Origin of the sequence: Catellatospora sp. NPDC049609, assembly GCF_040675365.1 — a bacterium.
GTDB lineage: Bacteria > Actinomycetota > Actinomycetes > Mycobacteriales > Micromonosporaceae > Catellatospora.
Map to the genome: position 1 here is coordinate 1 of NZ_JBFAOU010000190.1, position 14,345 is coordinate 14,345.

Sequence of the window (14,345 nt, forward strand, 5' to 3'; positions counted from 1 at the left end):
GCCCCCCCCCCCCCCCCGCCCCCATATAGCCTTGCCCCTATCTCCATCACCAATACGACACCCAATTAAACCATAATGCCCAACGTCGATCGGCGAACGGGGCCGCCCCGCCCTACTTCTCGATGAGGCGCTGGACGCCGTCGAGGATGACGTCGAGCCCGAACGCGAACGCGTACGCCGGGTCGGTGGAAGCCTGGTACACCTCGCTCGACGCCTCGCCGACCCGCGAGGCGAGCGGAAACTCGTGCCCCTCCATCACGCGCTCCAGCACCGGCGCGGTGGACCGCCACCACTCCTGCTCGGACATGCCCGAGTCACGCTGCGCGCGGGCCAGCCCGGCGTGACTGCGCGCGACCCCCTCCACGTGGGTGAGCACCAGCGCGAGCACCGAGTCCATCTGCACGTCGCTCAGCCCGATGCCCTCCAGCACCCGCAGCTCGGCCTCGTACTTGGCGACCGCGTTGGGGCCCAGGGTGGGCCGGCCGCCGGTGGCGTCGAGCAGCCAGGGATGGCGCAGGCTGACGTCCCAGTTGCGCTCGGCGACGTAGCGCATCCCCTCCCGCCACCCGCCATGACCGGCGGGGTCGTCGACGCCGGTGTACAGCTCGCCCAGCACGGTGTCGACCATGAGGTCGGCGAGCTCGGTCTTGCCGGGCACGTGGGTGTAGAGCGACATGGTGCCGGACCCGAGCCGCTCGGCGACGCGGCGCATGGTCGCGGCGTCCATGCCCTCGGCGTCGGCCAGCTCGATCGCGGCGGTCACGATCGCCCGCACGGTGAGCCCCGACCGGCCGGGCCGGGTGTGCGAGCCCCAGAGCAGGGCGAGACTGCGACCCGGGTCGCTCTTGGCACTCACGGGGACGTTCCACCTCGATCTCCATCGGCGTACCCCGCACGGTACCGAAGCGCTCCCGCCCCACCCCACGATCCCACCGAAGGAAGGGCACCTTCTTAACGCCATGCGTGGCAGAAGGTGCCCTTCTTAACCTCGCGAAGGCGGCCCTCACGAGGTCACCCGCTGTACCCGTTGGGAAGGGCACCTTCTTCTACGCATAGCGTTAAGAAGGTGCCCTTCCTTTCCTCAATCGGGGAGGGGGGTGACCGAGGTCGCGGGCAGGGCCATGGTGATGCGGCTGTGGCCGAGGTGGGCGGTGACGGCCGCCTCGTGGTACGCGTCGAGCTGGGTGAGGAACTCCTCGGAGCGGTAGAGGGTGCCATCGACGGCGGGGCCGGGACGGCCTTCGAGGACGGCCACGACGTCGTCGCCGGTGAGGGTCTTGTGCGTCTCCAGGGCGTGGGCCAGGGCGAGCACGTCGCGGCGGTGCTGGACGAGCATCTGGCCGGTGCGTTCCAGCAGCTCGCTCAGCATGTCCTCGATGCGGTCGGCCAGCGCGCGGCGGATGTCGGCCTCGGTGTCCTGGCCCTTCTTGCGGCGGCCGCCCTGCCCGCCGCCGGGGGCGCCGACCTCCAGCCGCTTGGCCGTGGAGTACGACGAGACGGTGCTGCCCATGCCCCAGTAGCCCTCCATGAACGAGGCGACCGTGGTGGCCGACTCCAGGTCGCCGGACACGCCCGACGAGCTGTCGCCGCCGAAGAACAGCCGCTCCCCTGCCAGCGAGGCCAGCGACACGCAGATGTCCGACTCGTACTCGGTGCGCCACCGGGTGAACTGGTCCTCCGGCGGGATGCTGGCCACCATGCCCAGGTAGTCGCTGCCCTTCTCGATGGTGGCGATGTCGATCTCCATGTGGTGGCGGGTGCGGTACGCGATGACCGCGTGGCAGGCCTCGTGCACCGCCACGGCATGCCGTTCGCGCTCGATGTACTCCACGTCCTCCGGCGGGCCCAGCTCCTTGAGCTGCTTGGCGCGCATCACGTCGCGCCAGGCGATGACCTCGCGGCCGTCGCGGATCGCGGTGATCAGCGCCTCGTTGATCAGGTCCTTGATGGTCGCGCCGGTGGCGTACGGCGTGATCGTGGCGAGCTTGTCGATCTGCGCGGAGGTCAGCTCGTGCCGCACCTTGCCCAGGTAGCCCTCGTAGGTGCGCACCCGGCCGGCCTTGCTCGGGTAGCCGACCTTGTAGATGCGGTCGATGCGGCCCGGCCGCAGCAGCGCCTCGTCGAGCGCCTCCGGCAGGTTCGTCGCCATCATCACCAGGATCCGGTAGCGCGGCGGCGGCTTGGGGCGCATGCCGAGCAGGCGGCGCACGTACCGGTTGACGAAGCCGCGTGGCTTCTTCAGCCCGGACAGCTCGGTGAGCAGCGCCTGCAGCGTGCCCATGCCCGCGCCGCCGCCCATGCCCGCACCCATCACGAACCGGCTGCGCCGCCCGGCCGCTTCCGGCGGAGCCTCGGCTCGCAGCTCGGCGGCGGCGTGCCGGGCCAGCCGCCACTGCGTCTCCGGCGACAGGTAGCCGCGGCCGTGGCAGCCGTCGGCGGCCGGGCCGAACGCCGGGCTCATGCCCCGGGGGAAGCCGGGGCCGCCGCCCTGGGCGAGCATGCCGCGGCTGCCCAGCGCGTCCGCCTCGTCGAAGAAGACGATCACGCCGCCGTAGCGCAGGGCGAGCTTGCGCAGCTTGCGGAACAGCGACTTGACCTTCAGGATGCCGACGCCCATGAACATGTTGGTGAACGCGCCGGGGTCGACGAACACGTACGGCTTGCCCGTCTCACCGGCCACCGCCTCGGCCATCAGCGTCTTGCCGGTGCCGGGCGGCCCCCACAGCAGCAGGCCGGAGGGCACGTAGCCGCCCTTGGCCTCGATCTCCTCGGGCCGCTCCAGGAAGACGATGTTCTCCTTGACCCGGGCCAGCACGTGGTCCTGCCCCCAGACGTCGGTGAACCGGGTCTTGATGTCGTCGGGGTAGTACACCTCGACGCCGCCGCGGGACAGGAACCAGAAGATCGCCACGAACTGCAGGATGACCACGGCCAGGATGAAGACCAGCTGCAGGATGAAGGGCAGCAGCGACCACAGGATCGCCGGCGCCTGGAACAGCGCGAGCACCGGCGAGGTGTCCAGCACCGCCCCGGCCACCACCGCGAACACCGCGATCCAGAACAGCCACTTGAGCCAGCGGGCCAGCCGGAACCGGGTCCAGTCGGACAGCCGCCGGTGCGTGGTGCGCTCGAACCCGCCGAACACCCGGTGCGTCCAGAACCGGTGATAGCCCGACCAGTGCTCGCTGACCAGGAAGTGCAGCTGGCGCAGCACCTCCACGCCGGCCAGGATCAGCAGCCAGCGCGCCTCGGTGAGCTGGATCAGCGCCGCCTCGCGGAACGGCATGCCACCGGGGAAGTCGGCGATCGTCGCCCAGACCAGCACCAGCCAGGCGATCGCGAACAGGAACAGGAACTTGATCCGGTCCCAGAACGGCAGGCGCTTGCGGGTCGGCCGGTCCTCCAGCCGGACCGGTCCGCCGGGCGGGCGCAGGCCCTCGACCGGCTCCGTCGACTCCGTCATCGCACACTCCTCACCGTGAAGGACTGCACGACCGCGTCGAGCTCGGCCGCCCGCAGGCGGTAGCACGAGGCCGTGCAGCGGAGGATGAACTGGTAGAGCCGCCCGCCCGCGTCGTCGACGTAGATCGTCTGCACGAACGTCTGCAACGCGCCGCCGCCGGGGCTGTAGTTGAAGACCGTGCGGACCCCGCGTACGCCGTCCTCGGCGGCCAGCGTCTCGTCGGAGATCAGCTCGAAGCCCTGGAAGATCGGGTTCTCGGCGTTGTCGGCCCGCGCCTGCGGGGTCAGCGGGAACAGCAGATCCCGCGCGGCGTTCAGGGACACCGAGTTCACCTCGGCCTCGTTGAGCCGCCGCACCATGGCGTACACGAACGGCGCGTCGCCGCCGCTGAGGAACAGGTGCAGCGGCTGCGCCGAGGCGTCGCCGTCGTAGCCGACCGACCAGACCCGTTCCCGACGCGCCGCCGCGGCCGCCGACTCGGGGTCCTCCCCGGACAGCAGCCCGTCCATGTCCACGTGGTCGATGCGCTGCCAGCCGTGCGGGACCTTGAAGTACATCCCGTCGTCGGCGTTCTTCACGTACTCGAACTCGGGGGAACCGCACCCGCCGAGCACCAGCACCGCCATGAGCAGGGCGGTCAGTGTCGACCTGCCCCGTGTGCCCGCTGCCTGCCGCCTGCTGTCCATGACTGCCCCCACACCGCCGGGGTGTCACCGCCCGCCCGCACGAAGCGGTGACGTTGTAAGGAGTATGGCGACGGTAAGGAGCGAACGAGATTGGCTGCGCAGTCGGTCTTACCGACCGCTCAACCGATGGCGGAATCGAGACATGTGCCTGATTATCTTCATGGTCGCCCAGGGTCCTTACCCCGACGCCCGGATCCCAGCGGGCCCGCGTTCCCCCCGCCGCCGCGTCCGGCCCGGTGAAGATCGCTGCTTCGTGTCGGATTGCGGAGTCCAGCCACACATTCCGACACGGAACACCGATCTCCGCCCCGCCGCCCCAAAGCCCAGCCCCACCGGCGGCCCGGCCCATCGAGGGCCGGGCCTGGTGGGGGTGCGGATCAGCCGAGGTTGGGGCGCAGCCAGCGCTCGACGTCGGCGAGGTCCGCGCCGCGGCGGGCCGCGTAGTCCGCGAGCTGGTCGCGCCCGATGCGGCCGACCGTGAAGTAGCGCGACGCCGGGTTGGCCAGCATCAACCCGCTGACCGCCGCCGCCGGGGTCATCGCGAACGACTCGGTCAGCCCCAGTCCCGCCCGCTCCGCGCCGAGCAGGTCGAACAGCTCCCGCTTGAGGGTGTGGTCGGGCGTGGCCGGGTATCCGAACGCGGGCCGGATACCCCGGAAGCGCTCGGCGTGCAGGTCCTCGATCGCCGGGTCGGCGCCGGGCTCGTACCACTCCCGCCGGGCCGTCAGGTGCAGGTGCTCGGCGAACGCCTCGGCGAGCCGGTCGGCCAGTGCCTTGACCATGATCGCGCGGTAGTCGTCGTGCTCGGCCTCGTACCGCGCGGCCAGGTCGTCGGCGCCGTGGATGGCGACGCCGAACCCGCCCAGGTGGTCGCCGGCCGGGGCCAGGTAGTCCGACAGGCAGCGGTTGGGCCGCCCGGCGGGCTTGGCGGTCTGCTGGCGCAGCATCGGCAGCCGCAGCCCGGAGTCGAGGACGATGTCGTCGCCCTCGGCGTGGGCGGGCCAGAAGCCGTACACGCCGCGCGCGGTCAGCGACCCGTCCGCGACGATCTCGTCGAGCATGGTGTTCGCGTCGTCGAACAGCTCGCGGGCCTGCGGCAGCTCCAGGATCGCCGGGTACCTGCCCTTGAGCTCCCAGGCCAGGAACAGGAACGTCCAGTCGATCATCGCGCGCAGCTCGGTCAGCTCGGGCGCGACCTCGCGCACCCCAGTGAAGGCGGGCACCGGCAGGTCGGCGAAGTCGACCCGTTCGGCGTTGGCGCGCGCCTGGGCCAGGGCGAGCAGCGGCTGCCGGGTCTTGGTGGCGTGCTCCTCGCGCAGCCGCTCCTGCTCGGCGCGGTTGTGCGCGGACAGCTTCTCGGCCCGGGCCGGGTCGAGCAGGTCCGACACGACGCCGACCACGCGGGACGCGTCGAGCACGTGCACGGTGTCCGACTCGTACGCCGGCGCGATGCGCACCGCCGTGTGCTGGCGCGAGGTGGTGGCCCCGCCGATCAGCAGCGGCAGCTTCAGGCCGCGGCGCTGCATCTCCTGCGCCACCGACACCATCTCGTCCAGCGACGGCGTGATCAGGCCGGACAGGCCGATCACGTCGGCGCCCTCGGCGAGCGCGGTGTCCAGGATCTTCGCGGCGGGCACCATCACGCCGAGGTCGATCACCTCGTAGTTGTTGCAGCCGAGCACGACGCCGACGATGTTCTTGCCGATGTCGTGCACGTCGCCCTTGACCGTGGCCAGCACGACCTTGCCCTGCCCCCGGTCGGCGGCCAGCCGCCCCTCGCGGCGCGCCAGCTCCTTCTCGGCCTCCATGTACGGCTCCAGGTAGGCCACCGCGCGCTTCATCACCCGGGCGCTCTTGACCACCTGCGGCAGGAACATCTTGCCCGCGCCGAACAGGTCGCCGACGACCTTCATGCCGTCCATCAGCGGGCCCTCGATCACGTCGAGCGGCCGGGCGGCCTGCTGCCGGGCCTGCTCGGTGTCCTCCTCGATGAAGTCCACGATGCCGTGCACCAGCGCGTGCGACAGCCGCTGCGCGACCGGCGCCTCGCGCCAGGACAGGTCCACGCCGCGCTTGGCGGTCTCGCCGGTGACGGTGGCGGCGTACGCGACGAGCCGGTCGGTGGCGTCGGGGCGACGGTCGAACAGCACGTCCTCGACGAGGTCGCGCAGCTCGGCCGGGATGTCCTCGTAGACGGCGAGCTGGCCCGCGTTGACGATGCCCATGTCGAGCCCGGCCCGCACCGCGTGCAGCAGGAACGCCGAGTGCATGGCCTCGCGCACCACGTCGTTGCCGCGGAACGAGAACGACAGGTTGGAGATGCCGCCGCTGGTGCGCGCGCCGGGGCAGCGCTGCTTGATCAGCGGCAGCGCGTCGATGAACGCCTTGGCGTAGCCGTTGTGCTCGGCGATGCCGGTCGCCACGGCCAGCACGTTCGGGTCGAACACGATGTCGGACGGCGCGAACCCGGCCCGCTGGGTGAGCAGGTCGTACGCCCGCGCGCAGATCTCCACCTTGCGCTCGACGGTGTCGGCCTGGCCCTGCTCGTCGAAGGCCATCACCACCACGCCCGCGCCGTAGCCGCGGATGCGCCGGGCCTGGTCGAGGAACGGCTCCTCGCCCTCCTTGAGGCTGATCGAGTTGACCACGCCCTTGCCCTGCACGCACTTGAGGCCGGCCTCCAGCACGCTCCACTTCGAGCTGTCCACCATGATCGGGATGCGGGCCACCTCGGGCTCGGTCGCGATCAGGTTGAGGAAGGTGGTCATCGCCTGCTCGCTGTCGAGCAGGTCGGCGTCCATGTTGACGTCGAGCAGGTTGGCCCCGCCGCGCACCTGGTCCAGCGCCACCGCGACGGCGCCCTGGTGGTCGCCCGCCTCGATGAGGCGGCGGAACTTCGCCGAGCCGGTCACGTTGGTCCGCTCACCGATCATGACGAAGCCGGTGTCCGGCCCGATCGCGAACGGCTCCAGCCCGCTGAACCGGGTCGCCTCCTCGATCTGCGGCACCGGGCGCGGCGGCAGCCCGGCCACCGCCGCGGCGACCCGCGCGATGTGGTCGGGAGTGGTGCCGCAGCAGCCGCCCGCGATGTTGACCAGGCCCGACCGGGCGAACTCGCCCAGCAGCTCGCCGGTCTCGTCGGGGGTCTGGTCGTAGCCGCCGAAGGCGTTGGGCAGGCCCGCGTTGGGGTGGCTCGCGACGTAGACGCCCGCGAGCCGGGACAGCTCGGCCACGTGCGGGCGCAGCTCGGTCGCGCCCAGCGCGCAGTTCACCCCGACGATCAGCGGCCGCGCGCGCTCGATCGAGCGCCAGAACGCCTCGACCGTCTGGCCGGACAGGGTGCGCCCGCTCAGGTCGACGATGGTCACCGAGATCCACAGCGGCAGGTCCGGGGCGACCTCGCGGGCCGCCGCGATCGCCGCCTTGGCGTTGAGCGTGTCGAAGATCGTCTCGATGAGCAGCAGGTCCACGCCGCCCTCGGCCAGGGCCGCGATCTGCTCCGCGTACGACGCGAGCACCTGGTCGAAGGTGACGGCCCGGTAGGCGGGGTCGTCGACCCGGGGCGACAGCGACAGGGTGACGTTGAGCGGGCCGACCGACCCGGCGACGAAGCGCCCGCCGGCCTCGTCGGCCGCCTGCCGGGCCAGCTGCGCACCGCGCAGGTTCATCTCCCGCACGTACGCCTCCAGGCCGTAGTCGGCCTGCCCGATGCTCGTCGCGGTGAAGGTGTTGGTCGAGGTGATGTCCGCGCCCGCGGCCAGGTAGCGCCGGTGCACGTCGAGCACCAGGTCGGGCCGGGTGAGGTTGAGCAGGTCGGGGTCACCGGCGACGTCGCGCGGGTGGTCGCGGAAGCGGTCGCCGCGGTAGTCCTCCGGGGTGAGCCGGGCCTCCTGCAGCAGCGTGCCCCAGGCGCCGTCGAGCACCACGATCCGGCTGTCCAGCAGCTCACGCAAGGCACGCAGACGGGCGGCGGGGGAAACGGACTGGTTCAACGCGACACCTCCGACGGATCGGAGGCGCCCTTGCGGAAAGTGTGACCGGCCGAGCGTGGCGGGCTGTCGTCGCCCGTTGCAGCGCCTCTCGACCTGATCACGAAGTCTACCCGCGACGGCTTCCCCGGGGCGCGGCACGCCCGCGCCCGTCTCGCACCTCGGGACACGACAGCCGCAACATCATCATCACTTTCCGTAGCCAGCTCGGCCGGCCATACCTCCGCCGACGACTCGAAACGATTTCGGCACATTCCGAAAGTATTGCGGTCGCTGGTCACGGTATGCGGGCGAATTTGCCTGGATGCATGCCATTGACATCGATCAGGCCCTCTGCCTGAATGGACCGAAAGCGATTTAGATCGTCTTCGGTCGATCTCCAGGGTGGCAGTTCACCGCCTGCCGCGACGCCACGCACGGTGACGATCTCACCGTGCCCGCACCCTGGTCGCTCCCCCTCCGGACGCGCGTTTCCCGGGCGCGCACACCGAAAGGACAACGGCACATGTCCCCACCCCTCCCCCACCGCCGCCGGCTGGTCGTCGCGGTGACGCTGCTGGCCGTGCTCGGCGGCGCCCCCGCCGCGGCCGGCCCCGACACGGCGGCCGGCATCGACCGCACCTACGCGCCACCGGCCGACGACGCCCCCGCCGGCCTGGTCTACTCGGGCCTGTCCGCCGACCGCACCGGCGCCTGCGCCGGCCTGTTCCGCGTGGTCGGCATCAGCAACACGATGTGCACGCACGGCCCCGACCCGGCCCCGGCCGGGCTGGACGTGAAGCGCTCGGTCGCCCCGCTGCCCGCGCGCAAGGCCACCGCCGCGGCGCCGTCCGCGCTGGCCGTGTGCGAGGGCGACGGCACCTCCGGCCGCCGCGTCGAGGTGCTCTACGTACGTGGCTCCACCAGCCGGTACAGCCAGTACCTGGAGACGTTCCGGCAGCTGGCCGAGCAGGTCGACGTGATCTTCAACGAGAGCGCCAGGGCCACCGGCGGCGAGCGGCATGTCCGCTACGTCACCGAGAACGTCGGCGGCCAGTGCCGCCCGGTCGTGCGCGACGTGCAGATCCCCGACGCGGCGCTGAACGCCAACGACTGGGCACCGCTGCTCAACGCGGTGAAGGCGGCCGGCTACACCCGCACCGACCGCAAGTACCTGCAGTTCGTCGACGCCAGGGTGTACTGCGGCATCGGCGGCTTCGCGGGCGACACCCGCAAGTCCGACGCCAACCGGTCCAACTCCGGCCCGGAGTACGCCCGCGCCGACAGCGGCTGCTGGACCGCCGGCGTCGCCGCGCACGAGCTCGGGCACACCCTGGGCGCGGTGAACAACAACGCGCCCAACGCCTCCGGCGCCGCGCACTGCGTCGACGAGTACGACGTCATGTGCTACAAGGACGGCCCCAACGTCGTGCTCCGCTACAGCTGCCCCAACCAGGCGCTGGACAACCGGCTGGACTGCAACCACGACGACTACTACCACACCGACCCGCCCGCGGGCAGCTACCTCGCGCAGTACTACAACGTCGCGGACAACCTGTTCCTGATCAAGGGTGGCGGCACCAACCCGCCCCCGCCGAGCAGCAACCTGGCGCTGAGCGCGACGGCGAGCGCGTCGTACACCTCCGCCTGGGAGAGCGTGCTGGCGATCAACGACGGCATCGACCCGCCGTCGTCCAACGACACCGTCAACCGCCGCTGGGGCACCTGGCCCAACACCGGCCAGCAGTGGGCGGAGCTGACCTGGTCGTCGGCGCAGCAGGTGCGCGTCGCCGACGTGTACTTCTTTGACGACAACGGCGGCGTGCGGTTGCCGGCCTCCTGGTCGTTGCAGTACTGGAACGGCAGCGCGTACGTCGCGGTGCCGGGCGCGAGCGGGTATCCGATCGCGCTCAACCAGTACAACCGGACCACGTTCACCAGCGTCTCGACCACCCGGCTGCGGGTCGTGCTGAACAGCGGCGCGGGCTCGGTCGGCCTGCTGGAGGTCAAGGTCACCAGCTGAGCAACGCGGGCCGGGCGCCGACCGCGCCCGGCCCGCCCGATCCCCGGGGGTCGCATGAAGTCCATCCGCCGGTACGCCGTGACGCCCGCGCTCGGCGATCACGTCGCCAGGATCGCGCCGGCGCTCGCCGCTTCCCTTGCCAGGATCGCGCCTACGCTCGGCGGTCACGTCGCCAGGATCGCGATCGGGCTGGCCGTCGCGGTGCCGCTGGTGTTCGCCACGGCCCGCCCCGCGGCGGCGCATGACGGCGTCGTGCCCACGCTGCACAGCGACGGGCGCGGCTCGGTGTGGCTGACGCTGGCCTGGACCGACGGTCACCCGATCAAGGAACCCGCGCTGGCCCTGCTGTCCGGGCACAGCGCGCAGGGAGGCTCCGTCGCCGCCACCGCGCTGCGCCCGCTGCCACACGACCCGGCCACGCTCCCCCTGCCCGGCGCGCTCGCCGCGGGCGACTGGACGCTGACCGTGGACGTCGCCACGCCGGGGGTGGGCTACTGCGCTGCCGAGCTGCACGTCGCCGCCGACGGCGTACCCCAGACCATCGCCTGCGCCACGCCGCCGACCGCGGCCGCGGCACCGGCCGCACCGGACGCGGAACCCGCGCCCGCCGTGATCGCGACGGTGGCGGTCGGCACCACCGCCGCACTCGCCCTGGCCGGCGTCGGCCTCCACCGCGCCCTCCGCCTCCGCCGCCCCACCCGCCGCCCCGCCCGCCCCGCCCACCGGCGGTGATCGCCGTTTCTGGTCAGCAAGTGCAGCCCGACCACACTTTCTGACCCGAATACGCGATCAACCTCCCGAGCCGCGGCTCGCGACCCTCCCGAGCCACGGCACCGCGACCCTCCCGAGCCACGGCACCGCGGCGGTGACGCGGGTGGCGGCACGGGGTCATCCCGACGGTCGGGCCGGGACGGACGAACGGGGCTTACCCCGCCGCGCGCCGGGGCTTAGCTTTTCGGCATGAGGGCTGGTTGGCCCACCCCGGTGCAGGCGCGGGCCGCGATCGCACTGCTGGCCGCCGTGCTCGCGGCCGGATGCGGCGCGCCGGGCGGCACCGCGGCGGCCTGTGCCGCGCCGGTGCGGTGCGTGTCGCTGGGCCGGACCGCGTCGGCCGTGGTGTTCAGCCCGGACGGCACCCGGTTCGCGGTCGGCGGCATCGGCACCCTGCGCGTGTTCGACACCGCGTCCGGCCGGCGCGTCGCGGAGATGCCGGTACGCGAGTTCGAGCCGGTCACCGAGCTGGCGTTCAGCCCCGACGGCAGGCAGCTCGCCACCCCGGTCGAGGGCGGCGCGCGGCTGTGGGACGCCGCGACCGGACGGCCCGCCGGCACCCTGACCGGCCACGCCCGGGTGCCGCTGGACATCGCGTTCAGCCCCGACGGCAGGTGGCTGGCCGGGGCGGGCCACAACGGCGTCGTCCGGATCTGGGACGTCATCGCCGGCCGGACCTTCCTGACGCTGCCCTCCGGCGCCGACCGGGTGGACACGGTCACGTTCAGCCCCGACCGCACAACGCTGGCCGCGGCGGGCAGCGACGGCGCGATCCGGGTGTGGCGGCTGCCGGACGGCGCACCGGTCCGCACGCTGGCCGGGCACGCCGGCGCGGTGCGCGAGCTGTCGTACGCGCCGCTCGGCGGGCTGCTGGCCAGCGCCGGTGAGGACGGCACGGTGCGGGTGTGGAACCTGGCGACCGACGCCGGCACGGTGCTGTCCGGACACGACGGCGCGGTGCACGAGGTCGTGTTCTGCCCGGACGGCAAGACCGTGGCCAGCGGCGGCGGTGACGGCACCGTCCGGCTGTGGCAGGTGCGGACCGCGGCGCAGCGGGCGGTGCTGGAGAGCCGGGTGCACGACGCCGACGGCCGGCTGAGCGCCGTCATCGGCATCGCGGTCAGCCCGGACGGCAGCACCCTCGCCGTGGCCGACGGGGGCGAGCAGTTGCGGATGTGGCAGGTCGGCGAGCTCGTCGCGGCCTGACGCGGCACGCGGGGCGGCTCCGCTCAGCCGCCCCGCGTGTGTCCCGTGACGGGTGCACCCGGGCGCGCCGCCTTTCCACGTGCGGCGCGCCCGGCCCCCACCGACATCAACAGAGCCCGTTGCGCCCGATGACGTCGGCAAACCAGCGGGCACTGTCCTTCGGAGTGCGCCGCTGGGTGTCGTAGTCGACATGCACGATGCCGAACCTCTTGCCGTAACCGTATGCCCATTCGTAGTTGTCCAGCAGCGACCAGGCGAGGTAGCCGCGCAGGTCGGCGCCTTCGGACAGGGCCGCGTGCACGGCCCGCAGGTGCCCGTCGAGGTAGCCGATGCGGTCGGTGTCGGCGACCCGGTCCCCGTCGAGCACGTCGTCGTAGGCCGCGCCGTTCTCGGTGATCATGAGCGGCGTGCCGGGGTAGTCGGTGGACAGCCGCATCAGCAGCTCGTACAGCGCGGTCGCGTCGACCGGCCAGCCCATCGCCGTGACGGGCAGGTCCTGCGGGACGTACTCGCAGCCCTCGCTGCCCGGGTTGGCCGGCCCGCAGTCGACGCCGACCCCGGCCCGCACCCGCGACGGCTGGTAGAAGTTGACCCCGAGCAGGTCGATCGGCGACGCGATGACGTTCTCGTCACCGGGCTGGATCTTCCGGTCGGCGCCGAAGCGGGCCAGCAGCGCCCGCATGTCCTGCGGGTAGCCGCCCTTGAGCACCGGGTCGAGCCAGATGCGGTTGTGCAGGCCGTCGATGTGCCGCACCGCCGCCAGGTCGTGCGGGTCGGCCGGGTCGTCCGGGCGGACGCAGGCCAGGTTGAGCGTCAGCGAGACCTCGCGGGCACCGCCCGCGCGCAGCGCCCGCACGGCCAGCCCGTGGCCGAGCAGGAGGTGGTGCACGGCCTCCAGCGCGGCGGCCGGGTCCTGGCGGCCCGGGGCGTGGTCGCCGCTGCCGTAGCCCAGGAAGGCCGAGCACCAGGGCTCGTTGAGGGTGGTCCAGGTGGCCACCCGGTCGCCCAGCCGGGCCACCGTGGCCGCGGCCAGATCCGCCAGGTGGTACGCGGTGTCGCGGCTGGTCCAGCCGCCCCGGTCCTCCAGCACCTGCGGCAGGTCCCAGTGGTAGAGGGTGGCCATCGGCGCGATGCCGTGCGCCAGCAGCTCGTCCACCAGGCGGTCGTAGAAGTCCAGGCCGCGCGCGTTCACCGGGCCGGAGCCGTCCGGCTTGATCCGCGGCCAGGCCACCGAGAACCGGTAGGTCCCCAGGCCCAGCTCGGCCATCAGCCGCACGTCGTCGCGGTAGCGGTGGTAGTGGTCGCAGGCGACGTCACCGGAGTGCCCCTGGAAGACCCGGCCGGGCGTGCGGGCGTACGTGTCCCAGATCGACGGCGTGCGGCCGTCCTCGGTCGCCGCGCCCTCGATCTGGTACGACGCCGTCGCCGCGCCCCACCGGAACCCGGCCGGGAAGCGCAGCACGGCGGGTTCGGCCGGCCGCGTCCGCGGTGCCACCGCCGTCACGACTTCACCGCTCCCTGCATGATTCCTCCGATGATGTACTTGCCGAGCAGGCCGAACACGACCAGCAGCGGCAACGTGGCGATCGCGGTGCCGGTCAGCGACAGCGAGTAGTCCTGGATGTAGCCGCTGGCCAGGGTGGACAGCGCGGTCTGCACGGTCGGGTCCTCGGGCGTGAGCACGACCAGCGGCCAGAAGAAGTCGTTCCAGGCCGACATGAAGGTGAGCATGCCGAGCACCGCCGCCGCGGGCTTGGACGCCGGGAGCACGACATGCCAGAAGATCCGGAGCGTGTGGCACCCGTCGACCCGCGCCGCCTCCAGCAGCTCGGTCGGCACGGCCTCGCGCAGGTACTGGGTCATGAAGAACACGCCGAAGGCGCTGACCAGGCCGGGTGCGACAACGGCGTACAGGGTGCCGGTCCACTCGATCTTCGCCATGAGCAGGTAGAGCGGGATGATGCCGAGCTGGTTCGGGATCATCATGGTCGCGATGACGAGCACGAGCAGCGCGTTGCGGCCGCGGAAGCGCAGCTTGGCGAAGGCGAACCCGGCCAGCGTCGAGAACAGCACCACGCTGATCGTGATGGACGCGGAGATGACCAGCGAGTTCAGCAGTGCCTTGCCGAACGGCACCGTGCCGAAGGCGCGCTCCAGGTTGGCGAACAGGTTGGGGCCGAGGCCGAACGGCGGCGGCACCTGGCCCAGGATCCCGTTGTCGTGCGAGG

The 14,345-nt window shown here is 72.3% G+C and carries 9 protein-coding genes and 1 riboswitch; of the genes, 3 read left to right on the forward strand and 6 right to left on the reverse strand.

All coding sequences use genetic code 11. The features are described from left to right. Window positions 1–112: 112 nt before the first annotated feature. The 4 genes from AB0J67_RS33550 to metH form a co-directional block, all read right to left on the reverse strand. Window positions 113–856: a TetR/AcrR family transcriptional regulator gene (locus AB0J67_RS33550; protein WP_363488472.1), complete on the reverse strand. Its 744-nt coding sequence runs from the start codon at window positions 854–856 to the stop codon at window positions 113–115. 225 nt (window positions 857–1,081) lie between these two features. Then, the gene (locus AB0J67_RS33555; RefSeq protein WP_363488474.1) at window positions 1,082–3,463 is read right to left on the reverse strand and encodes an AAA family ATPase; all 2,382 of its coding nucleotides are present in this window, start codon (window positions 3,461–3,463) and stop codon (window positions 1,082–1,084) included. Beyond that, complete coding sequence (locus AB0J67_RS33560; RefSeq protein WP_363488476.1) at window positions 3,460–4,149, reverse strand: hypothetical protein; 690 nt, start codon at window positions 4,147–4,149, stop codon at window positions 3,460–3,462. Before AB0J67_RS33560 ends, AB0J67_RS33555 begins: the two co-directional genes overlap by 4 nt. Window positions 4,150–4,526: 377 nt before the next feature. Further along, complete coding sequence (gene metH, locus AB0J67_RS33565; protein ID WP_363488477.1) at window positions 4,527–8,141, reverse strand: methionine synthase; 3,615 nt, start codon at window positions 8,139–8,141, stop codon at window positions 4,527–4,529. A gap of 15 nt (window positions 8,142–8,156) precedes the next feature. Then, a riboswitch (S-adenosyl-L-homocysteine riboswitch) is annotated at window positions 8,157–8,237 on the reverse strand. A 406-nt stretch (window positions 8,238–8,643) separates the two neighbouring features. Between metH and AB0J67_RS33570 the strand changes: the two genes are divergently transcribed. The 3 genes from AB0J67_RS33570 to AB0J67_RS33580 all read left to right on the forward strand — a co-directional run bounded on the left by AB0J67_RS33570 (window position 8,644) and on the right by AB0J67_RS33580 (window position 12,117). Next, window positions 8,644–10,140, forward strand: coding sequence for a hypothetical protein (locus AB0J67_RS33570; RefSeq protein WP_363488479.1), 1,497 nt, complete (start codon window positions 8,644–8,646; stop codon window positions 10,138–10,140). Window positions 10,141–10,194: 54 nt separating this feature from the next. Next, the gene (locus AB0J67_RS33575) at window positions 10,195–10,872 is read left to right on the forward strand and encodes a hypothetical protein (RefSeq protein WP_363488481.1); all 678 of its coding nucleotides are present in this window, start codon (window positions 10,195–10,197) and stop codon (window positions 10,870–10,872) included. Between the two features lie 228 nt (window positions 10,873–11,100). Next, on the forward strand, window positions 11,101–12,117 hold the full coding sequence (locus AB0J67_RS33580) for a WD40 repeat domain-containing protein (protein WP_363488483.1): 1,017 nt from the start codon (window positions 11,101–11,103) through the stop codon (window positions 12,115–12,117). 106 nt (window positions 12,118–12,223) lie between these two features. Here the strand turns inward: AB0J67_RS33580 and AB0J67_RS33585 are convergent, their stop codons facing one another. Both AB0J67_RS33585 and AB0J67_RS33590 read right to left on the reverse strand, forming a co-directional pair. Continuing rightward, window positions 12,224–13,612: a GH1 family beta-glucosidase gene (locus AB0J67_RS33585; protein WP_363488487.1), complete on the reverse strand. Its 1,389-nt coding sequence runs from the start codon at window positions 13,610–13,612 to the stop codon at window positions 12,224–12,226. Window positions 13,613–13,617: 5 nt separating this feature from the next. Then, on the reverse strand, window positions 13,618–14,345 hold a 728-nt coding region (locus AB0J67_RS33590; protein WP_363488485.1), incomplete at its 5' end, for a carbohydrate ABC transporter permease.